Raw genomic sequence first — 21,387 nt, 5'->3', positions numbered from 1 at the left:
AGCTGCCGAAGGCTGCGATCTTTTGATCTTAATGCTCTTCCAGGTAGCGTAACGCCAGTTGCTCGGTCGCAACCTTTGCCGCCGGCGGCAGGTGCGGGGCCACCAGCATCATGACCTGATAGACCACCAGTCGAACTTCACCCTCGCGGTCGAGGATGCGCTGATAGTCCAGCGAGAACAGTAAGGTCATGGTGATCTGTTCCACCAGTTGCCCCAATGCCTGGGTGTCGCTGACCAGCATCCCCTGGGCTTTGAGTTGCGCGAGCAGCGAGGCCAGGGTGCGTTTCAGGGCGTTGAGCAACTGGCGGATGCCCTTGGCCAGTTTTGGCAGGCGTCCGGCCAGGTTCGACAGGTCCTGAAACAGAAACCGGTATTGAGCCAGCCGTTCGACGATCAGGTGCAGGAACAGCCAATAATCTTCCGGCGCCAGTTGTACATCTGCCGGTGGGTCCAGCAGCGGCGCCAGTTCGCCCTGGAAGCGCTCGAACAATCCGAGGATCAGGGGCTCCTTGCCATGAAAGTGGTAATAGAGATTGCCTGGGCTGATGCCTATTTCGTTGGCGATTTCCATGGTGGAAACGTTCGGTTCGCCCTTCTCATTGAACAACTGCAGGGCGCATTCAAGAATGCGGTCGCGGGTCTTCATCCGGTCTTCTTAGTGATGGTAATCGTGCCACGGCCCAGTGCCTGGCCGTGGAGTGAACCTTCAGCGCACGCGCACATAGGTTCCCGGCGCCGCGTCCAGAGGCGGGTAGTTTGCGTTGCCCAGGGTCATCTGTGTTTCGCGTTGGGCGCCGGAGCGTTCCTGGACCCAACTCAGCCATGGGGCCCACCAACTGCCCTCGACGTGCTTGGCGTCGTAATACCAGGCTCGTGGGTCGCTGCTCAGTTTCGGGTTTTCAACGTAATTGGCCTTGGGGTTTCCCGGCGGGTTGAGAATGCTCTGGACGTGGCCGCTGTTGGACAGCACGAAGCGTCGTTCCCCCCCGAGCAACAGCGTTGAGCGATAGACCGCATCCCATGGCGTGATGTGGTCATTGATGCCCGCCACGCTGAAGCTGTCGACCGTCACTTTGCGCAGGTCGATCGGCGTACCGCAGACTTCCAGGCCGCCGGGGTGGGTCAGGGGGTTGTGCTTGAAAAAGTCCAGCAGGTCGCCGTGGAAAGCTGCCGGCAGTCGGGTGCAGTCGTTGTTCCAGTAGAGGATGTCGAACGCCGGCGGCTCCTTGCCCAGCAGGTAGTTATTGATGAAATAAGTCCAGATCAGGTCGTTGGGGCGCATCCAGGCAAACACCCGGGCCATGTCGCGACCATCGAGGATGCCTTTCTGGTAGGAACGGCGCTTGGCGGCTTCCAGGGTCTGTTCGTCCGTGAACAGCGTGGCGGGGCTGTCTATCTGGCTGTCCATCAGGCTCACCAGGTACGTGGCGCTGGCGACCCGGCGCAGTTGGCGCTTGGCTTGCAGATGGCCTTGCAGGGCCGCGATGGTCATGCCGCCGGCGCAGGCCCCCATCAGGTTGACCTCACGGGCGCCGGTGATCGCCCGGCAAACGTTCATGGCTTCTTCCGTCGCCTCGACATAGCTGGACAGGCCCCATTCGCGGTGACGCACGTCGGGGTTGCGCCAACTGATGATGAACACCTGCAAACCGTTTTTCAGGGCGTACTGGACGAAGCTGTTGGAGGGGCTCAGGTCGAAGATGTAGAACTTGTTGATCTGCGGCGGCACGATCAGCAACGGCTTGGCATATTGCTTTTCGCTCATGGATTTGTATTGGATCAGCTCCAGCATTTCGTTGCGAAACACCACCGCGCCCGGTGTGGTCGCCAGGGTCTTGCCGACTTCGAAGGCATGGGGTGTGACTTGCCGCGGCAGCCCATCGTTGTGCAGCAGGTCGTCCACCAGGTGGCTGATGCCCCGAAGCAGGCTGGTACCGCCGGAGTTGAACAGCTCTTTGACCGCCAGCGGGTTGAGCAAGGTATTGGAAGGCGATACGGCGTCGTTGAGCAGGGCGAAAGCGAAGTGTGCCCGGGCACGGTCATCCGGACTCATGTCGCATTCGTCGATCCAGCTCCTCATCTGTTTCTGCCAACTGAGGTAGGCCTGCAGGCTACGACGATAGAACGGATTGAGCTGCCAGGTGGGATCGGCGAAGCGCTTGTCGTTGGGGTTGGTGGGGTGCAGGGTTTCTCCGAGCAGGACGCGGCCCAACTGGCTGCCCAGTTTCAACGCATGCCGGGCGCTGTGCACCGGATTGCGCAAGCCGTGTGCGGCTACGCTGCGCAGGGTGGAAAGCAGGTCCCTGCCCCGCAGGCCGGTGACCGCACTTTGTGCGTTGATGAAGTTGGCAGGGGCGGGCATGGAACCCTTCGCCGGTTTGTCGCGCATGAGTCAACTCCTTCGTCATCAGGCTAAAAACAAACACACCGAACCAGACAACATAGTCGCTGTTTCGGGTAGTTGCGCGATCCGGCGTCCTGCCAGGCGCTTTTGGGCGGTGTCAGCCGCCACCCAGCGGCGCGGGATGCGGGTGCATGACCGCGCGCTGACGTTCTTCCTCCAGAAACTTCATGATGATCGGCGCCACCGCCTCGGCCCGGGTGATCAGGAACAGATGGCCGTCGTCGATGATGTGCAACTGGGCGTTGGGGATGCGCCAGGCCAGCATGCGCATGTTGATCAACGGGATCAGTGGATCGTCGTCGCCGGCCAGCACCAGGGTCGGCTGGTGGATCTTGTGCAGCCAGTGGATGCTGGTCCAGCCCAGGCCGGCGAACAGTTGCCAGTAATAACCCAGCTTGCCAGCCGAACGCACCTTGGCCGCATGACTGGCCGCCAGGCTGGGGTCGCGGCGGAACGAGCCGCCGTAGATCAGCGGGGCGATACGCATCACGTGGGACGGCTGCACGTAGCGTCGGGGGCTTGCCATCATCCACAGCACTTTCGGTTTGCCCGGCACCATCACCGCGCCAGCGGCGGTGGCCGCCAGCACCAGCTTTTTGCAGCGTTCAGGGTAGTCATGGGCAAATTGCTGGGCCAGGGCGCCGCCCCAGGACACGCCGATCACGTTGACCTGCCCGTAATCGAGGTAATCGAGCATTCGCGCGGTGAGTTTTGCCAAGCCGGGAAAGCGATACGGCCGGCTGGGCGTCGACGAGCCGCCGACGCCGGGAACGTCAAAGGCGATGACTTCCAGGTCCGGGTCCAGGGCCTGGATGAACGGGAACACCAGCTCAAGGTTGGCGCCGATGCCGTTGAAAATCAGCAGCGGCGTCAAATGAGGCTTGCCGGGACGTACCGCGGTGCGCAAGGTCTGGCCATCCAGATCGACGGTACGGAAGATGTACGGTTGCGGCATGCTTCAAGCCCTGGGGTTCATGTCTCGGTTTACCTGGGTTCGGTCTGTCAGACCGAGTCGCGGCCTTCGCGAGCAAGCCCGCTCCCACATTGGATCGATTGCGAACCTGAAACTCACGTTCACAACTGAACCCCATGTGGGAGCGGGCTTGCTCGCGAAGACGGACGATCAGGCACTGAAGATTTTGGATTGAGTCAGTTGAACTCATCCCCCACCGGATACCGGCTGGCATTGAGGCTTTCCTTGATCTTGCGCAGATGCGGCTGGAAGTCCACACCGCGGCGCAAGGTCATGCCGGTGGCGAGCACGTCCAGCACGGTGAGCTGGATGATCCGCGAGGTCATCGGCATATAGATGTCGGTGTCTTCGGGCAGTGGGATATTCAGGCTCAGGGTGCTGGCCTTGGCCAGGGGCGAGCCTTCGGCGGTCAGCCCCAGTACCGACGCGCCGTTCTCCCGGGCAATGCGCGCCACTTCCACCAGCTCGCGGGTACGGCCGGTGTAGGAAATGATCACGAACAGCTCGCCCGTGTGGGCCACTGACGCGATCATCCGCTGCATCAGCACATCGGCGTGGGCGGTCACCGCCAGGTTGAAGCGGAAGAACTTGTGCTGGGCATCCAGCGCCACCGGTGCCGAAGCGCCGAGGCCGAAGAAGTGGATCTGCCTGGCCTGGATCAGCAGGTCCACGGCACGGCTGATCAAATTGGGATCAAGGGCCTGGCAGGCGCTGTCCAATGAGGCAATGGCACTGCCAAAGATTTTCCGGGTGTAGGCTTCCGGATTGTCATCGGCCTCCACCGCGCGACTGACATACGCGGCGCCGCTGGCCAGGCTTTGGGCCAGTTGCAGCTTGAGTTCCGGGTAGCCGCTGACGCCGAATGAACGGCAGAAACGGTTGACGGTGGGTTCGCTGACCGAAGCGGCCTGGGCGAGGGCGGCGATGCTGAAGCGGGTGGCCTGCTGTGGGTTGAGCAGGATCACTTCGGCCACTTTGCGTTCTGCCTTGTTCAGGTCTTCAAGGCGACTCTGGATCTGTTCCAGTAAATTTCGCACGCGGTCCATACAAGATTCCTAGAAAGACGGGTCTTTGATACGACCCTTTGCGGTGGCCTATCCTACTGATGGCTCCGGTGTACCACCACTCGGAATCGGTATTTTCGAAAAATGTTGTGGTTATTACTACATTTTTCCTTGAGTGATGCCTTGAAAAAAGGTATTTGTAGCTTAACTTGATAAAAGAACAAACATCATGCATTCGATTACGGTTGAACCGTGCACCTTCGCCTTGTTCGGCGCGTTGGGCGACCTGGCCTTGCGCAAGCTGTTTCCTGCCCTTTATCAGCTCGATGGCGCCGACCTGCTGCATGAGGACACGCGGATCATTGCCCTGGCCCGGGAGCCGGGCAGCGAGCAGCAACACCTGGCGTTCATCGCCGCTGAGTTGCGCCGCTACGTGGGCGACAAGGATCTGAACGAGACCGTGGTCGAACGCTTCCTGGGGCGACTGACTTATCTGCACGTGGATTTCCTCAAGGCCGACGACTATGTCGCCCTGGCCGAGCAGGCCGGTTCAGCCCAGCAAGTCATTGCCTATTTTGCCACCCCTGCGGCGGTGTATGGAGCGATCTGCGAGAACCTGGCGAAGGTCGGTTTGTGCGAAAACACCCGTGTCGTGCTGGAGAAACCCATCGGCTCGGACCTGGAATCGTCGCGCAAGGTCAACGACGCCGTGGCGCAGTTCTTCCCGGAAAACCGCACCTATCGCATCGACCACTACCTGGGTAAAGAGACGGTACAGAACCTGATCGCGCTGCGGTTCGCCAACAGCCTGTTCGAAACCCAGTGGAACCAGAATTACATTTCCCACGTGGAAATCACTGTCGCCGAGAAGGTCGGCATCGAAGGCCGCTGGGGCTATTTCGACAAGGCCGGCCAACTGCGCGACATGATCCAGAATCACCTGTTGCAGTTGCTCTGCCTGATTGCCATGGACCCGCCGGCCGACCTGTCCGCCGACAGCATCCGTGACGAAAAGGTCAAAGTGCTCAAGGCCCTGGCACCCATCAGCCCGGAAGGCCTGACCACTCAAGTGGTGCGTGGCCAGTACATCGCCGGCCACAGTGAGGGCAAGTCGGTGCCAGGTTACCTGGAAGAGCCCAACTCCAACACCCAGAGCGATACCGAAACCTTCGTGGCCCTGCGCGCCGACATTCGCAACTGGCGCTGGGCCGGGGTGCCGTTTTATCTGCGCACCGGCAAGCGCATGCCGCAGAAGCTGTCGCAGATCGTCATTCACTTCAAGGAACCGTCCCACTACATCTTCGCCCCCGAGCAGCGCTTGCAGATCAGCAACAAACTGATCATCCGCCTGCAACCGGACGAAGGGATTTCCTTGCGAGTGATGACCAAGGAGCAAGGCCTGGACAAGGGCATGCAATTGCGCAGCGGTCCGTTGCAACTCAACTTTTCCGACACCTATCGCAGCGCGCGGATTCCCGATGCCTACGAGCGGTTGTTGCTGGAAGTCATGAACGGCAATCAGAACCTGTTTGTCCGTAAAGATGAAATTGAAGCCGCGTGGACGTGGTGTGACCAGTTGATTGCCGGATGGAAGAAATCCGGCGATGCGCCCAAGCCGTATGCGGCCGGGTCCTGGGGGCCAATGAGCTCCATTGCACTGATCACGCGGGATGGGAGGTCATGGTATGGCGATATCTGAAGTGAAACTGCCGCAGGGCGTCAGCGCCCACGAATTCAAAAGCCCGATGCTGTTGGCCGAGGGCTTGGCGTTGAAGGTGGCCGAGCAATTACGCACGGCTATCGAGGCGCGCGGCACGGCGACCCTGGTGGTCTCCGGTGGTCGTAGCCCGGTGGCGTTTTTCCAGAGCCTGGCCAAACAGGCGCTGGACTGGTCGAACGTGGTGGTGAGCCTGGCCGACGAGCGCTGGGTGCCGGTTGAGCACGCTGACAGCAACGCCGGTCTGCTCAAGCGTTACCTGCTCCAAGGTGCGGCGGCCAAGGCCCAGTTCCTGAGCCTCTACAGCGCCAGCGCCGACCTGGAAGCCGCAGCCGAGCAGGCCGATCGTTTGCTGGCCGAGCTGCCGCCCATCGACGTACTGGTGTTGGGCATGGGCGATGACGGGCACACCGCCTCGTTGTTCCCCGCCAGCCCGAACCTGGCTCAAGCCTTGGATGCCAATGGCGTTCGCCGCTGCTGGCCGATGCTGGCGCCCACCGTGCCACACCAACGCCTGACCATGAGCCGCGCCTTGCTGGCCTCGGCCAAGCACAAAGTGCTGTCGATTTCCGGTCAGTCGAAATTGACCACCCTGAACGCTGCGGTGGCCGGTGACAATGTTGCCGAAATGCCGGTTCGCGCGTTTTTGCAACCTACGTTAGAGATTTACTGGTGCCCATGAACCAAGGATCAGCCGCTATGAAAAACCCATCCCCGACCGTTTCCATGGCGGACAAAGTTACCCTGATCGACAGCCTTTGCGCCAAGGCGCGGATCCTGCCGGTGATCACCATCGCCCGTGAGCAGGACATTCTGCCGCTGGCCGATGCCCTGGCTGCTGGCGGCCTGACGGCGCTGGAAGTGACTTTGCGTTCCCAGTACGGCCTCAAGGCTATCCAGGTGCTGCGCGAGCAACGTCCGGAACTGGTGACGGGCGCCGGCACGGTGCTCGATCGCCACATGCTGGCCGCCGCCGAGGCCGCCGGTTCTCAGTTCATCGTTACCCCAGGCATCACCCGTGATTTGCTGGAGGCCAGCGTTGACAGCCCGATCCCGTTGCTGCCGGGCATCAGCAACGCCTCCGGCATCATGGAAGGTTATGGCCTGGGCTATCGCCGCTTCAAACTGTTCCCGGCAGAAGTCAGCGGCGGTGTCGCGGCCATCAAGGCCCTGGGCGGCCCGTTCGGCGAAGTGAAATTCTGCCCGACCGGCGGCGTAAGCCCGGCCAATATCAAGAGCTACATGGCGTTGAAAAACGTGATGTGCGTGGGCGGTAGCTGGATGCTTGATCCTGAGTGGATCAAGAACGGCGACTGGGCCCGTATTCAGGAATGCACCGCTGAGGCGCTGGCGCTGCTGGACTGATTGTCTTACCGAACCTTCGTTGGGTGTTCTACGGTTTTACGGTGCGCTTGGTCGGCGCGCCGTTTTTTTTTGCCTGGGTTTTTGTACCGCGCATGACCGCACAACACTAGGCTCTTGTGGCGAGGGAGCTTGCTCCCGCTGGGCTGCGCAGCAGTCCTGATAGCAGCTCCTCGATCTACCAGACTGACCCCGCCCAGCCTTTTGGGGCTGTTTCACAGCCCAGCGGGAGCAAGCTCCCTCGCCACAAGAGCTGTGCAAGCCGCTACGTTCGGTTCAGTTCGAGCAGCGCCTGGATCAACCGCTCAATGTCACTCGCCAACGTAATCAACCCAGGCGTAATGCGGATACACGGCCCGACACTGGTGTTACGCACCACGGTGAAGATCCCATAGTCATTGAGCAGTCGATCAGCCATCGCCTGTTGATCGGGGTGCGCGGTGAAGCGCATCGACGTGATGCCGCAGTACAGGCGCGGATCGTCCGGCGTCATGATTTCGATCCCCGGCACATCACGCACGGCATTCACCCAGAGGTCGCGCAGATAACTGAGCCGCGCGCCCTTGGCCGATGCGCCCCCCAATGCACGGTGCTCCTCCAGTACCAGGGGCAGCGTGAGCAAGGCCGGGATATTGGGCGTGCTGTGGGGCGTTCGCGAGCGCACATCAGTGGCAGGACAATGATCTTCGTCCATGTCCGGGTCGATGTCGGCCAGCCGTTGCGGTGCGATGTATAAAAAGCCCAGGGCCAGTGGTCCGCCGATCCACTTCTGCAGGTTGAACCCGGCGAATTCGATACCGAGCTTTTTCAGGTCGAAATCAATCTGGCCCAAGGCGTGGGCACCGTCGAGAATGATATCGACGCCAAATTCACGAGCGGTCTCGGCGATGGCCTGGACCGGCATCACCAGCCCGGTGAGGTGGTTGACGTAAGTCAGCGCCATCAGCTTGAGGCGCGGATAACGAATGAACGCCTGGCGATAAGTGCCCACCAGGCTTTCGAAACTGGCGGGGTAGGGGTGGACGAGTTCAATGACTTGCACGCCCCGCTGCCGGGCCAGCCAGCGCATCGCGCTTTTGACCGACGCGTATTCCAGATCACAGATCAATACCTGATCGCCAGGCTTGAGGCCGTTGTAGTTGCGAATCAGCGTTTGCAGAGCGTCTACAGCGCTGTTGGCCAGCGCTACGCCAGCGGGGGATGCGTGGATCAGCTGTGCCACTTGCTGGCGAATCGCTTCGCCATGGTCCCGGTCGAAATGCTGGCGCACATACACCGAGTTACCACGGTTGACGAACTCGATGTTGCGTTGGTACTCCTCGACCACGGTCCGGGACATGCGGCCGAAGTAGCCGTTTTCCAGATTGAGCGGTGCATGGGGGTCGACATCGTAGCGACCCACGAAAGTCTCCCAGAAGCTTTCATCGTGGGCGCGCAGGGTGTTCTCGGGCATGGCGGGGCTCAATCAATGTTGGGGCTTGGGTTTGCCATGTTTGGCGCGCAGTGGGTCAAGCAGATCCGACAGACCGTTGTGGTCGATCTCCTGCATCAGCGCCAGCAAAGCGCCCAGTTCCCCATGAGGAAAACCCTCGCGAGCGAACCAGTTCAGGTATTGCCCGGGAAGGTCGGCCAGGATTCGGCCTTTGTATTTGCCGAAAGGCATCTGGCGCGTGACCAGCAGTTCGAGCTTTTGCGGATTCATGGTCTGGGTCTTGATTCAGTCAACCTGGAAAATACAGGCATTCTGCATGCAGGCCAAATGACAGATCATGCAAATAACGCGGATACAGTTTTTTGGTTTTTAACTAACTTATTGATTGTTAAGTGTTTTGTTGGTGGTCTTGGGCTGGCACGGCCGATGCAATATTCCTTGTAGGTTTTTATTCACCAAGCAAAGGAATTGAAAAATGACCGACATCAACAAAGAATCCATCTCCGTCCTGAACGACCTGATCGAAACCAGCAAAGACGGTCAGGAAGGTTTCAAGACTTGCGCTGAAGACATCAAGCATCCACAACTCAAGGCCTTGTTCGTCCAGCGCGCCGCAGACTGCGCCACTGCGGCGGCTGAGCTGCAAGCTGCCGTACGTGCGCTGGGCGGCGACCCGGAAACCTCGACCAGCGTGGCCGGTGACCTGCACCGCCGTTGGGTCGACGTGAAAGCCGTGTTCACTGGCAAGGATGAAGAAGCGGTGCTCAACGAAGCCGAGCGCGGCGAAGACCATGCTCTGAAGGCTTACAAGGAAGCCATGGAGAAAATCAGCAAGCACAACCTGGTAGGCATTCGCGACCTGGTTGAGCGTCAGTACCATGGCGTGCAGCGTAACCATGACCAGGTAAAAGCCCTGCGTAACCAAGCGCGCGCCAGCTAAACACGCGCGCAGGACAAAAAACGCCAGCTTGTCTGGCGTTTTTTTATGGGGATCATCGATTGGATGGGGGAGAGATCGCAGCCTCGTTGCACTCGACAGCTCCTACGCTCCGGCGTGTCTAGGCAGCTTCTGGAAACAACTCTGGACTCAAATAGATAGCTAGCTAATAATTGCACCCTCCATCACCCTTTTATTGCATCTATCGTTACTGCGTTCCCAGAAGAGTTTTTCGCGTGCCCATTACTTTCCAGGCCTTGTTCGCTCCCGACCGCCTCGCTGTGCAATTCGCCATCAAGACCGTTCTTGGTGGCGGACTGGCGCTTTGGCTGGCCTTGCGCTGGGGGTTGGAGCAGCCTTCATGGGCGTTGATGACCGCGATCATCGTGGCGCAACCGCTGTCCGGGATGGTGGTGCAAAAAGGCTTGGCGCGGCTGCTCGGAACGTTGGTGGGCACCGTCATGTCCGTGGTGTTCATGGGGCTGTTTGGCCAGGCACCGTGGTTGTTCCTGCTGGCGCTGGCCCTGTGGCTGGGCGTGTGCACGGCCTGTTCCACACTGCTGCGCAGCGCCTGGTCCTATTCGTTTGTGCTGGCCGGGTACACGGTGGCAATCATTGCCTTGCCGGCGATTTCCCATCCGCTGGGGGTGTTCGATCAGGCGGTGGCGCGCTGCACGGAGATCAGCCTGGGCATTGTCTGCGCCACGGCGGCCAGCGCGTTGCTCTGGCCGTTGCGGGTCGAGCGGCAATTGGCCGATCAGGCCCGTGCCGCCTGGCAGAGCGGCATGCAGGCGGCACGGGCGACGCTAACGGGGGATGCGCAGGCCCGTAAGGGGTTGCTGGAAATCCTCGGCAAGATCGTCGCCGTGGACGCCCAGCGCGAGCACGCCTGGTTCGAAGGCAGCCTGGGGCGGCAACGGGCTCGGGCCATCAGCGCTCTGAGCCAGAAACTGTTGATGCTGCTGCGCATCTCCCGCTCGGTACGGCGGCAATGGAAACAACTCGACCCTGAGGAAGCCGAGGCTCTCAAGCCTTGGATGAGCGAGGTGCAACAAGCCCTCGACGCCGACAGCGCGACCCTGCAAGCCCTGCGACCACGGGTCTTGGATGCATCCCACGATCCACTGATCAGCTCGGCGCAAAGTTATTGCCTGGCCCGCTTTGCCTTGTTGCTTGATACCGCCCTGGCCGCCTGCGCAGCCTTGAGGGCGGTGCAAGAGGGCAGGGAGGCGGTGGATCCACCGCGTACCCTGGCGCCCCATCGTGACCTGCCCCTGGCCATGGTATTCGGTGCGCGCAGCGCCCTGGCATTTCTGGCGGTCGCCTGTTTCTGGCTGGCCACTGCCTGGCCCGCCGCCTCAGGCGCGCTGGTGCTCACCTGCGTGGTGTGCAGTCTGTTCGCCAGTCGTGAAAACGGCGCGCAGATCGGCATGAGTTTTCTTCGGGGAATTCTGTTGGCGGTGCCGACGGCGTTTGTGATCGGCGAGATTTTGCTGCCGCAGTGGAGCAGTTTTGCGATGTTGTGCATGGCCATGGGCGTGCCGCTGTTCCTGGGGGCGCTGGGCATGGCCAAGCCGCAGATTTTCGCCACGGCCACCTCGTTCTGTCTGCACTTCGTGGTGCTGATATCGCCGCTCAACGCCATGAAGTATGACGTGGCGGCGTTCTTCAACAATGCGCAAGCGATGATGATCGGTGTGGGCGCGGCGGTGTTGGCATTCAACCTGCTGATTCTGCGCGATCCAGCCTGGCATAGCCGTCGCCTGCTGGCTGCCACGCTTGATGATCTGGTGCGCCTGACGCGCCGTAGCCTGCGGGGCGCCGAGAGCTGGTTCGGCGGACGCATGGCTGATCGGCTGCTGCAACTGGCGCGGCATTATCCCGAACTGCCGGTGCCGGCGCGTAGCCGTTGGGATGACGGATTGCTGGGCCTGGACATGGGGGACGAGTTGCTGCACCTGCGTTTGAGTCTGGCCGTCGCCCAAATGCCCGACAACCGTGCCCAGCGCCGTTACTTCGAAGCGCTGGAGCAGGTGCTTGAGCGCGGTCCGGCAGTTGATCAGGCCGAAGCACTGGGCCCGGCGAGCGACGAGTTCCTGAACGTGTTGTCGACGCAACCGCCCGGCGATGCGCTGAAACTGGCTCAGGGCGCGGTGGTGCAATTGCAGAACAGCTGGCGCGCCTGGTGCCGTCAGCATGAACCTGAACAACGGGAGCACAGCCATGGGCTTGCGTGAGTGGTCGATAGGCGGGGTATTGCTCAGCCCGTTTTTGATTTATGTGGTGCTGGCCTTGCTGGTGACCGGTGGGCTGCGCCTGTTACTCAGCCTCGTGCCGGTCGGGCGCTGGATCTGGCATGAAGCCTTGTTCGACTGCGCCCTGTATGTCTGTGTCCTGACTGTTATTACCGTGGTCCTCGGACCGTTATAAGGAGTTGAACATGCGTACCTCCGTACGTGTTGCCGTCACGCTGAGCGTGGTGGCCGTGGCGATCTTCGCCGGATTTCATCTGTGGCAGTACTACATGCTCACGCCCTGGACCCGGGATGCGCGGATTCGCGCCGACGTGGTGGTGATCGCCCCTGACGTATCGGGTTGGGTGCGTGAGCTCAAGGCGGTGGATAACCAGCAGGTCAAGGCAGGCGATTTGTTGCTGAGCATCGACCGCGAACGTTTTGAGGCCGCGCTGGAGAAAGCCCGGGCGGTGGTTCAGACCCGCCAGCAGCAACTGAGTTTGCGTGAACACGAAGCCAGTCGACGCGCCGCCCTGGGGCCTCAGGCTATCAGCGCCGAGTTGCGCGAGAACGCCCAGATCAACGCCGGCATCGCCCGGGGCGAACTGCGCGAGGCCCAGGCCGAGGCCAAGGTCGCCGAGCTCAATCTGGCCCGCAGCCAGGTTTTGGCCCCACGGGGCGGCCATATCACCAACCTGCGCCTGGCCGAGGGCAACTACGTGAATGCCGGGCAACCGGTCATGGCGCTGATCGACGATTCAACGTTTTACGTGCAGGCCTATTTCGAAGAAACCAAACTGCCCAGGATCCGCGTGGGTGATCCGGTCAAGGTCTGGCTAATGAGCGCCGACCATGTCCTGCAAGGTCACGTCGAAAGCATCAGTCGCGGTATCACCGACCGCAATACCAACCCCGATGCGCAACTGCTGGCCGAGGTCGAACCGACGTTCAACTGGGTGCGCCTGGCCCAGCGGATTCCGGTGCGGATCAAGCTGGACAAGGTGCCCGAAGGGGTGAACCTGAGCGCGGGGATGACGGCGAGCGTGCAGGTGCGCCAACCTCAATAATCGTCGCGCTGCGTTCTCTGTGGCGAGGGAGCTTGCTCCCGCTGGGGGGCGAAGCGCCCCTCAAAAGAAAAGCGGCCGCGTTTGATCAGATTAAACGCGGTCGCTTTTTTTACGACGGCTTCGCCGCCGAGCGGGAGCAAGCTCCCTCGCCACGGGGAAGGTGTCGTTTTGGATCAACCGACCGTAATCGCCGGCAGCGTCGGCAAGGTCACGGTCTGTTGCTTGCGTGGCGCGAGGATTTCAGCTTCGCCGTCCACCACCAGTTCATCGCGCTGATTGAACACGCGAGTGGCGATGCGTACGCGAAATTTCGGCAGTTTCTCAAGGATTTCCAGGCGCACGGTCAAGGTGTCGCCAATCTTCACCGGCTTCTGGAAGCTCATCTGCTGGCCGATATAAATGGTGCCCGGCCCAGGCAGCTCGCAGGCCACCGCCGCACTGATCAGCGCACCGCTGAACATGCCATGGGCGATGCGCTCCTTGAACATGCTCGCCGCGGCGAATTCGGCATCCAGGTGCACCGGGTTGTGATCGCCCGACATGGCGGCGAACAGCTGGATGTCGCGCTCTTCGACGGTCTTGCTGTAGCTGGCGGTCTGGCCGACTTCGAGGGCTTCGTAGGGGATGTTGGTAACCTGGGTCATCTATCAAATCCTGTGACGAGTAAAGGAAAACGCTGCAAACCTATTCGCTGCGTGGCGGTCGCTTGTGACTCAGGGCCTGGGCAATCCAGGCCAGCACGTCGGCCGTCACTTCATCGCGGTTGGTTTCATTGAACAGTTCGTGCCGGGCTTGCGGGTAAATCGTCAATTGCAAGTGCTGGCTACCGGTGCCGCGCAGGGCGTCGGCCAGATCCTTGAGACGCTTGCCTTCACTCACCGGATCACATTCGCCGCCGATCACCAGCAGGGGCAGGCCCGGATCGATCTGGGCGAGATTGGACGCTTTGCTGATCTGCTGCAACCCGCCGAGCAGGTCGACCCACAACTGATTGGTGCAACGAAAGCCGCACAGCGGGTCGTGGAGGTACTTGTCGACCTCGGCCGGGTCGCGACTGAGCCAGTCGAAGGGGGTACGCGTGGGTTTGAATTTCTTATTGAAACTGCCGAAGGACAGCCACTCGATCAAGGCGCTGCGGCCCTTGGGACCCTGGCGCTTGCGCTCGAAACAGGCGATCAGGCGCGCGGCACGATAGAGCGCCACGGGCTGGAAATTCGAGCCGCTGAGAATCGCCCCGTGCAGACTGGCGCTGTGATGCAACAGGTAAGCCTGGGCGATGTAGCTGCCCATGCTGTGACCCAGCAGCACAATGGGAACCTCGGGGTGTTGCTGGCCGATGTGTTGATTGAGGCTGGCCAGGTCGCCGACTACCTTGGCCCAGCCATCCTCGTCTGCAAAATGGCCAAGCGTCGCCGCTTCGCCGGTCTTGCCATGACCGCGCAGGTCCGGCGCATAGACACCATAGCCTGCATCGCACAGCGCCTGGGCCAGACGCGCGTACCGGCCGCTGTGTTCGGCCATGCCGTGGGCCAGCATGATCACCGCTTCAGGGGCGGTTTCAGGCAGCCACTGATTGACGAACAGGTGGCTGTGGTCGGTGGCGGTGAGCATGAACGTTTGGTGGATCATGGGCATTCCTTTACTCACGGGCATACACAAGGGCAAACACAGCGTCGCTGCATTGTATAGCGCATCCGTTGCGTCTCGCCTGATCAGGTCACGTTACGTTACGTCGTGGCAGGTAGATTCACACTATCTATGAAGCAGGTTGCCATATTTGCCTGATTGGCCATAGCTGCTAGTGTCCCAAGAGCACCGCCTGTGCAAGAGCCACAGAAGCGGCCCGGACACGTTCAGGTAAAGAGGATAAAAACAATGCAGCCTGATTTCTGGAATGACAAACGCCCGGCCGGCGTGCCCCTGGACATTGACTTGGGGGCCTACAAATCGGTGATCGAGGTGTTCGAGCGTTCCTGCAAGAAATTCGCCGACCGTCCGGCGTTCAGCAACATGGGGGTTACCCTGACCTATGCCGAACTCGAGCGCTACAGCGCTGCCTTCGCCGGTTACCTGCAAGCCCATACCGACCTGGCGCCTGGCGATCGTATCGCGGTGCAGATGCCCAATGTCCTGCAATACCCCATCGCCGTGTTCGGTGCCTTGCGCGCCGGGCTGATTGTGGTCAACACCAACCCGTTGTATACCCCGCGGGAAATGCGTCACCAATTCAAGGACTCCGGCGCCCGGGCGCTGGTGTACATGAACCTGTTCGGGCAGAAAGTCCAGGAGGTGCTGCCTGACACCGATCTGCAGTACCTCATCGAGGCGAAGATGGGCGACCTGATGCCAGCCGCCAAAGGTTGGCTGGTCAATACGCTGGTGAGCAAGGTCAAGAAGATGGTTCCTGACTATTCGCTGCCCCAGGCTGTTTCCTTCAAGAGCACGCTGCGCCTGGGGCGGGGGCATGGCATCAAACCGCTGAAAGTCAGCCTCGAGGACATCGCGGTGCTGCAATACACCGGCGGCACCACCGGCCTTGCCAAGGGAGCGATGCTGACCCATGGCAACCTGGTAGCGAACATGCAACAGGCCCGGGCATGCCTGGGCCAGTTCGGCGATGACGGCCAACCGCTGTTGCGCGAAGGCCAGGAGGTGATGATCGCGCCGCTGCCGCTGTACCACATCTATGCCTTCACGGCGAATTGCATGTGCATGATGGTCACTGGCAACCACAACGTGCTGATCACCAACCCGCGGGACATCGGTGGCTTTATCAAGGAGCTGAAGAACTGGCGTTTTTCGGCGCTGCTGGGGCTCAACACGCTGTTTGTGGCGTTGATGGACCATCCGGATTTCAAGACCCTGGATTTCTCCAGCCTCAAGCTCACCAACTCCGGTGGCACTGCGCTGGTCAAGGCCACCGCCGAGCGTTGGGAACAGCTCACCGGCTGCCGTATCACCGAAGGCTATGGCCTGACCGAAACCTCGCCGGTGGCCTGCACCAACCCTTATGGCACGAAGTCCCGGCTGGGCACGGTGGGGCTGCCAGTGCCGGGCACGCTCATGAAAGTGGTCAGCGACGACGGCGCCGAACAGCCATTGGGCGAGCGCGGCGAACTGTGCATCAAGGGCCCGCAAATCATGAAAGGTTACTGGAACAAGCCCGAAGCCACCGCCGAGGTGCTGGATGGCGAGGGCTGGTTCAAATCCGGTGACATCGCGGTGATCGACCCGGACGGTTTCGTGCGCATCGTCGATCGCAAGAAAGACATGATCATCGTCTCGGGTTTCAACGTGTACCCCAACGAAATCGAAGACGTGGTGATGGCCCATCCGAAAGTTGCCAACTGCGCGGTGATCGGCGTGCCGGACGAGCGCTCGGGGGAGGCGGTGAAACTGTTCGTGGTGCCGCGCGAGACGGGCGTCAGCCTTGAAGAGCTCAAGGCTTACTGCAAGGAGAACTTCACCGGTTACAAGATTCCAAAGCACATCGTGCTGCGAGAATCGTTGCCGATGACGCCAGTGGGCAAGATCTTGCGGCGGGAGTTGCGCGATATCGCCTGATTCTTCCGGCAGCATCAAAGAAAAGATCGCAGCCTTCGGCAGCTCCTACAGGGAATCGGATTTCCTGTAGAAGCTGCCGAAGGCTGCGATCTTTTACAGATAAGACCCATTAATCCAAGTGGATAGAATTTTTACTCTAAAAATGACCACTGCATATTCTTGAGTCAGATTTATGACTGTAGGGGCCACTTTTGGCTCTAGGCGACCTTTGGCAAAGCTGCTACTCTCGGCGCGCTTTTGTGACTTCTCGGCGTTGAACTAGGCCAGATTCACCAATAAACACACACCAATAATAATCGCATCAAATGCGGTGAGAATTCGCGTTGCTGAGGAGTGGGCTTCCATGATCGAAGACTTTTGGAAGGATAAGTACCCAGCTGGGATTGCTGCCGACATCAATCCAGACGAGTATCCGAATATTCAGGCGGTGTTGAAGCAGTCCTGCCAACGCTTCGCCGACAAGCCGGCATTCAGCAACCTGGGCAAGACAATTTCCTACGGTGAACTGTATGAATTGTCCGGTGCCTTTGCTGCGTATCTGCAACAGCATACCGATTTGCAGCCAGGCGATCGAATCGCCGTGCAACTGCCCAACGTTCTCCAGTACCCGGTTGCCGTGTTCGGTGCGATTCGCGCCGGTCTGATCGTGGTCAACACCAACCCGCTGTACACCGCGCGGGAAATGGAACATCAGTTCAATGACTCCGGTGCCAAGGCGCTGGTGTGCCTGGCGAACATGGCGCACCTGGCCGAGGCTGTGGTGCCCAAGACGGGCGTCAAGCACGTGATCGTCACCGAAGTCGCCGATCTGCTGCCGCCCCTCAAGCGTTTGCTGATCAACAGCGTGATCAAGTACGTCAAGAAGATGGTCCCCGCTTATCACTTGCCCAAGGCCATCAAGTTCAACGAGGTGCTGAGCAAGGGCCACGGCCAGCCAGTGACCGAAGCCAACCCGACCAGCGACGACGTGGCCGTGTTGCAATACACCGGCGGCACCACCGGCGTGGCCAAGGGGGCGATGCTCACCCACCGCAACCTGGTGGCGAACATGTTGCAGTGCAAGGCGCTGATGGGTTCCAACCTCAATGAAGGTTGCGAAGTCCTGATCACGCCGCTGCCGCTGTACCACATCTACGCGTTCACCTTCCATTGCATGGCGATGATGCTGATCGGCAACCACAACATCCTGATCAGCAACCCGCGTGACCTCCCGGCGATGGTCAAGGAACTGTCGAAGTGGAAGTTCAGCGGTTTTGTCGGCCTCAATACGTTGTTCGTGGCCCTGTGCAACAACGAGGCCTTCCGCAACCTGGATTTCTCGGCATTGAAGGTGACGTTGTCCGGTGGCATGGCCCTGCAACTGGCCGCGGCCGAGCGTTGGAAAGCGGTTACCGGCTGCCCTATCTGCGAAGGTTATGGCATGACCGAAACCAGCCCGGTCGCCACCGTCAATCCGATTCAGAAAATCCACGTGGGCACCATCGGCATTCCTGTTCCGTCGACGCTGTGCAAGATTATCAATGACGCGGGTGACGAACTGCCATTGGGCGAAATCGGCGAATTGTGCGTGAAAGGTCCACAGGTCATGAAGGGCTACTGGCAGCGCCAGGACGCCACCGACGAGATCCTCGACAGCGAAGGCTGGCTCAAGACCGGCGATATCGCGCTGATCCAGCCGGACGGGTACATGCGCATCGTCGATCGCAAGAAAGACATGATCCTGATCTCCGGTTTCAACGTGTACCCCAACGAGCTGGAGGACGTGCTGGCGACCCTGCCGGGCGTCCTGCAGTGCGCAGCTATCGGCGTACCGGACGAAAAATCCGGTGAGGCGATCAAGATTTTCATTGTGCCCCGCCCAGGTGTCACGCTGACCAAGGAGCAGGTGATGGAACACATGCGCGCCAACGTCACGGGCTACAAAGTGCCCAAGGCGGTGGAGTTCCGCGATGCGTTGCCGACCACCAACGTGGGCAAGATCCTGCGGCGCGAGTTGCGCGACGAAGAGCTGAAGAAGCTGGGTCTGAAGAAGTAAGGCCGCTATAAACAAAAAGCCCCGCGATTGCGGGGCTTTTTGTTGGTTTCGATTTCCTGGGCAAGGATGCTTGTGTGGCGAGGGAGCTTGCTCCCTCGCCACAGAGGAAGTCTGTTACTTGGCGATTGGTTACAACCGAAACTGCGCAAAATCCAGGTTGGTGCCACCCGGCCGCATGTCTTGCAGGTACGAATCCTTGTCGGCACTCAGCTCCAGGCTCAGGGCCGCCTTGCGCTTGCCCTGGTTGCGCACTTCCAGGCCTTCGAGTTTCTCGCGCAGGAACACCGTCGGCACTTTCAGGTGCAGCAATTCATCGGTGGCCGGTGTGTGCAGTAGCAGGTGAATCCATTCGTACTGACCGATGGCCAAGCGTGCCACCGGGATATCGAACCAGAAAATGTTGCGGTTACGGTTCAATTCGCTGAAATGGCAGTTATTGACGCCCAGTACGGCGCCGCCCAGTTCCTGGTTCCTGCGGGCAATGGCCTGCTTTTTATCAAGTTTCATAACGTTCCTACGGGATTGGAGCCTCAGGCCGCAGCCTGAATACGTGGGGCATTCTCGGGGGTGGATCGGCAAACATAAAGCGCAACCTGCATTCGACGATGAAATGTGCCGATGAAAAAATGAAACTCCCCGCAAATGGCCTCGGTCAACCCCTATGTAATGACTTTTCCCACAGCTGTTCACAGGAGAGACATCATGGGTAGCACGAGCGATAAAGTGAAGGGCGTTGCCAACGAAGCCGTCGGTAACATCAAGCAGGGCGTCGGCAAGGCCACCGACAATGACCGCATGCGCGCCGAGGGCGTGGTCCAGGAGAAAAAAGGCGAGGCCCAGCAATCTGTGGGCAAGGCCAAGGACGCCGTCAAGAAAGGCGTCGACGAGGCATAACCGGCCTGTTGAAAAGCGCTTGGAACGGCCATCTGCGGATGGCCGTTTTCATGTCGGCTCGAACTTGCAGCGTGGAAATCGTTCCAAAAGTCGCCAAACAGGTTACTTTTGTCTTGGATAACAATCCCATGAGTCGCCAAGCGACCTACCTTTATGCGGCGAAAGGAGACGCACATGATGTTCCCGGCCTTGAAAGGCTTGCCCTTGCATCGTGTGATGATGCGCACCGTGACCGAGTTCGTCGACGACGAGATGTCGACCTACGCCTCGGCGTTGGCTTACCAGATGCTGTTTTCGCTGTTCCCCTTCATCCTGTTCCTGATCGCCCTGATCGGTTTCCTGCACTTGCCGGACTTCTTCTCCTGGCTGCGCCTGCAATCGGAACTGGTGTTGCCACCCCAGGCCCTGGAGCAGGTCAACCCGGTGATCGACCAGCTTCAGCAATCCAAGGGCGGCTTGTTGTCGGTGGGTATCGTCATTGCGTTGTGGACGGCCTCCGCCGGTGTCCGGTTGATGATGAGCGCGATGAACGCCGCCTATGATGTGGTGGAAGGTCGTCCAGTCTGGAAGCGCTTTCCGCTGTCGATTTTCTACACCATTGGCATCGCCGGCATGCTGCTGGCTGCTGCGGCGCTGATGGTGCTCGGGCCGCAGGTGATGGGCTGGATCGCGGCCCAGGTCGGGCTGGAGGATTTCATCGTTACGCTCTGGACCGTCGTACGCTGGCCGGTGATCGTGTTTTTGCTGATGGTGGCCGTGGCGTTGATCTATTACGTGATGCCCGACGTCAAACAGGAGTTTCGCTTTATTACGCCGGGGTCGGTGCTGGCGGTGGTGGTGTGGATCATCGCGTCCCTGGGTTTCGCGTTTTACGTCAAGACCTTTGCCAACTACAACGCCATGTACGGCAGTATCGGCGCGATCATTGTGCTATTGCTGTACTTCTACATCTCTTCGGCGGTGCTGTTGCTTGGTGCGGAGATGAACGCGGTGATCGAACACATGTCCGCCGAGGGCAAGGACCGTGGCGAAAAGAGCCCGGGCGAACACGAAAAGCAGCATGTGTCGGGCCTGGGCCGTGACCATTCCATTCCTCACCCCCACAGTGACGAAACCTGACCATGATTCGTGAAATCCTGAAAATGGGCGACGAACGCCTGCTGCGTATTGCCCCGCCGGTGCCGCCGGAAATGTTCGATAGCCCAGCGTTGTGGCAGTTGATCGACGACATGTTCCAGACCATGGAAAGCGTGGGCGGCGTCGGCTTGGCGGCGCCGCAGATCGGTGTCGACCTGCAACTGGTGATCTTTGGCTTCGAGCACAGCGAGCGTTACCCGGATGCCGAGGCGGTGCCTCAGACGATCCTGATCAACCCGCTGATTACGCCATTGGGCCCACTGATGGAAGAGGGGTTCGAGGGCTGCTTGTCGGTGCCGGGCCTGCGCGGCGCGGTTGATCGCTATCAGCACATTCGTTACGAAGGCTTTGATCCCAAAGGTGAGCCGATTGTGCGGGTGGCCTCGGGCTTTCATGCGCGGGTGGTCCAGCATGAGTGCGACCACCTGATCGGGCGGCTGTATCCGTCGCGCATTACCGATTTCAGTAAGTTCGGTTTTACCGAGGTGATGTTTCCCGACCTGGACCCTGCGGCGGACGACTAGCCTACGCAAACCCTCTGTGGGAGCGAGCCTGCTCGCGATAGCGGTGAGTCAGCTATGAAGCTGTTGACTGACACGGCGCTATCGCGAGCAGGCTCGCTCCCAC

Annotated in this window: 21 protein-coding genes; 12 read left to right on the top strand and 9 right to left on the bottom strand. The window is 60.2% G+C overall.

What is annotated here, in order from left to right:
- Positions 1–28: 28 nt before the first annotated feature.
- From HU811_RS13525 to HU811_RS13510, 4 genes are all read right to left on the bottom strand, one after another.
- The gene (locus HU811_RS13525; protein WP_186656350.1) at positions 29–646 is read right to left on the bottom strand and encodes a TetR/AcrR family transcriptional regulator; all 618 of its coding nucleotides are present in this window, start codon (positions 644–646) and stop codon (positions 29–31) included.
- Between the two features lie 60 nt (positions 647–706).
- The gene (phaC, locus tag HU811_RS13520; protein WP_186656348.1) at positions 707–2,389 is read right to left on the bottom strand and encodes a class II poly(R)-hydroxyalkanoic acid synthase; all 1,683 of its coding nucleotides are present in this window, start codon (positions 2,387–2,389) and stop codon (positions 707–709) included.
- A gap of 112 nt (positions 2,390–2,501) precedes the next feature.
- Positions 2,502–3,359: a poly(3-hydroxyalkanoate) depolymerase gene (phaZ, locus tag HU811_RS13515; RefSeq protein WP_047225979.1), complete on the bottom strand. Its 858-nt coding sequence runs from the start codon at positions 3,357–3,359 to the stop codon at positions 2,502–2,504.
- A gap of 194 nt (positions 3,360–3,553) precedes the next feature.
- Positions 3,554–4,414, bottom strand: a complete 861-nt coding sequence (locus HU811_RS13510) for a MurR/RpiR family transcriptional regulator (RefSeq protein WP_171061416.1) — start codon at positions 4,412–4,414, stop codon at positions 3,554–3,556.
- Positions 4,415–4,610: 196 nt separating this feature from the next.
- Here HU811_RS13510 and zwf point away from each other — a divergent pair, with 196 nt between their 5' ends.
- The 3 genes from zwf to HU811_RS13495 are packed head-to-tail and all read left to right on the top strand — an operon-like array spanning position 4,611 to position 7,463.
- Positions 4,611–6,080 (top strand): glucose-6-phosphate dehydrogenase, encoded by a 1,470-nt coding sequence (gene zwf, locus HU811_RS13505; protein ID WP_092397073.1) that lies wholly within the window; start codon positions 4,611–4,613, stop codon positions 6,078–6,080.
- Positions 6,067–6,780: a 6-phosphogluconolactonase gene (gene pgl, locus HU811_RS13500; protein WP_092397075.1), complete on the top strand. Its 714-nt coding sequence runs from the start codon at positions 6,067–6,069 to the stop codon at positions 6,778–6,780. The genes zwf and pgl overlap by 14 nt, the downstream gene beginning before the upstream one ends.
- A 17-nt stretch (positions 6,781–6,797) precedes the next feature.
- Positions 6,798–7,463, top strand: coding sequence for a bifunctional 4-hydroxy-2-oxoglutarate aldolase/2-dehydro-3-deoxy-phosphogluconate aldolase (locus HU811_RS13495; protein ID WP_092397077.1), 666 nt, complete (start codon positions 6,798–6,800; stop codon positions 7,461–7,463).
- A gap of 262 nt (positions 7,464–7,725) precedes the next feature.
- Here the strand turns inward: HU811_RS13495 and HU811_RS13490 are convergent, their stop codons facing one another.
- Together HU811_RS13490 and HU811_RS13485 are read right to left on the bottom strand one after the other, a co-directional pair.
- The gene (locus HU811_RS13490; RefSeq protein ID WP_186656346.1) at positions 7,726–8,913 is read right to left on the bottom strand and encodes an aminotransferase class V-fold PLP-dependent enzyme; all 1,188 of its coding nucleotides are present in this window, start codon (positions 8,911–8,913) and stop codon (positions 7,726–7,728) included.
- Positions 8,914–8,925: 12 nt separating this feature from the next.
- Positions 8,926–9,162, bottom strand: a complete 237-nt coding sequence (locus HU811_RS13485) for a DUF3820 family protein (RefSeq protein ID WP_092397081.1) — start codon at positions 9,160–9,162, stop codon at positions 8,926–8,928.
- Positions 9,163–9,367: 205 nt separating this feature from the next.
- Between HU811_RS13485 and HU811_RS13480 the strand changes: the two genes are divergently transcribed.
- The 4 genes from HU811_RS13480 to HU811_RS13465 all read left to right on the top strand — a co-directional run bounded on the left by HU811_RS13480 (position 9,368) and on the right by HU811_RS13465 (position 13,130).
- Complete coding sequence (locus HU811_RS13480; protein ID WP_186656344.1) at positions 9,368–9,832, top strand: ferritin-like domain-containing protein; 465 nt, start codon at positions 9,368–9,370, stop codon at positions 9,830–9,832.
- A gap of 233 nt (positions 9,833–10,065) precedes the next feature.
- Positions 10,066–12,066 carry an FUSC family protein gene (locus tag HU811_RS13475; protein ID WP_186656342.1) on the top strand — a complete coding sequence of 667 codons (2,001 nt, stop codon included), beginning with the start codon at positions 10,066–10,068 and terminating at the stop codon, positions 12,064–12,066.
- Positions 12,053–12,259 (top strand): DUF1656 domain-containing protein, encoded by a 207-nt coding sequence (locus HU811_RS13470; RefSeq protein ID WP_092454347.1) that lies wholly within the window; start codon positions 12,053–12,055, stop codon positions 12,257–12,259. Before HU811_RS13475 ends, HU811_RS13470 begins: the two co-directional genes overlap by 14 nt.
- Positions 12,260–12,269: 10 nt before the next feature.
- Positions 12,270–13,130, top strand: a complete 861-nt coding sequence (locus tag HU811_RS13465) for an efflux RND transporter periplasmic adaptor subunit (protein WP_186656341.1) — start codon at positions 12,270–12,272, stop codon at positions 13,128–13,130.
- A 173-nt stretch (positions 13,131–13,303) separates the two neighbouring features.
- Here the strand turns inward: HU811_RS13465 and HU811_RS13460 are convergent, their stop codons facing one another.
- Positions 13,304–13,774, bottom strand: coding sequence for a MaoC family dehydratase (locus HU811_RS13460; RefSeq protein ID WP_003184579.1), 471 nt, complete (start codon positions 13,772–13,774; stop codon positions 13,304–13,306).
- A gap of 40 nt (positions 13,775–13,814) precedes the next feature.
- Positions 13,815–14,759, bottom strand: coding sequence for an alpha/beta hydrolase (locus tag HU811_RS13455; RefSeq protein WP_186656338.1), 945 nt, complete (start codon positions 14,757–14,759; stop codon positions 13,815–13,817).
- A 246-nt stretch (positions 14,760–15,005) separates the two neighbouring features.
- Between HU811_RS13455 and fadD2 the strand changes: the two genes are divergently transcribed.
- Positions 15,006–16,694 carry a long-chain-fatty-acid--CoA ligase FadD2 gene (gene fadD2, locus HU811_RS13450; protein WP_186656335.1) on the top strand — a complete coding sequence of 563 codons (1,689 nt, stop codon included), beginning with the start codon at positions 15,006–15,008 and terminating at the stop codon, positions 16,692–16,694.
- A 343-nt stretch (positions 16,695–17,037) separates the two neighbouring features.
- Entirely contained in the window at positions 17,038–18,729 is a 1,692-nt protein-coding gene (gene fadD1 / locus HU811_RS13445; protein WP_186656333.1) for a long-chain-fatty-acid--CoA ligase FadD1, read from the top strand.
- 129 nt (positions 18,730–18,858) lie between these two features.
- Here the strand turns inward: fadD1 and HU811_RS13440 are convergent, their stop codons facing one another.
- The gene (locus HU811_RS13440) at positions 18,859–19,236 is read right to left on the bottom strand and encodes a hypothetical protein (protein ID WP_025212261.1); all 378 of its coding nucleotides are present in this window, start codon (positions 19,234–19,236) and stop codon (positions 18,859–18,861) included.
- 195 nt (positions 19,237–19,431) lie between these two features.
- On the opposite strand from HU811_RS13440, the gene HU811_RS13435 reads away from it, so the two are divergent.
- The 3 genes from HU811_RS13435 to def all read left to right on the top strand — a co-directional run bounded on the left by HU811_RS13435 (position 19,432) and on the right by def (position 21,284).
- Positions 19,432–19,623, top strand: coding sequence for a CsbD family protein (locus HU811_RS13435; protein ID WP_092397097.1), 192 nt, complete (start codon positions 19,432–19,434; stop codon positions 19,621–19,623).
- A 174-nt stretch (positions 19,624–19,797) separates the two neighbouring features.
- Positions 19,798–20,742 carry a YihY/virulence factor BrkB family protein gene (locus HU811_RS13430; protein WP_186656332.1) on the top strand — a complete coding sequence of 315 codons (945 nt, stop codon included), beginning with the start codon at positions 19,798–19,800 and terminating at the stop codon, positions 20,740–20,742.
- 2 nt (positions 20,743–20,744) lie between these two features.
- On the top strand, positions 20,745–21,284 hold the full coding sequence (def, locus tag HU811_RS13425; protein ID WP_186656330.1) for a peptide deformylase: 540 nt from the start codon (positions 20,745–20,747) through the stop codon (positions 21,282–21,284).
- Positions 21,285–21,387: the final 103 nt, after the last annotated feature.

Origin of the sequence: Pseudomonas tehranensis (genome assembly GCF_014268615.1) — a bacterium.
GTDB lineage: Bacteria > Pseudomonadota > Gammaproteobacteria > Pseudomonadales > Pseudomonadaceae > Aquipseudomonas > Aquipseudomonas tehranensis.
Note: the sequence above shows the minus strand (reverse complement) of the source record. Positions and strands in the feature narration are given on the sequence as shown.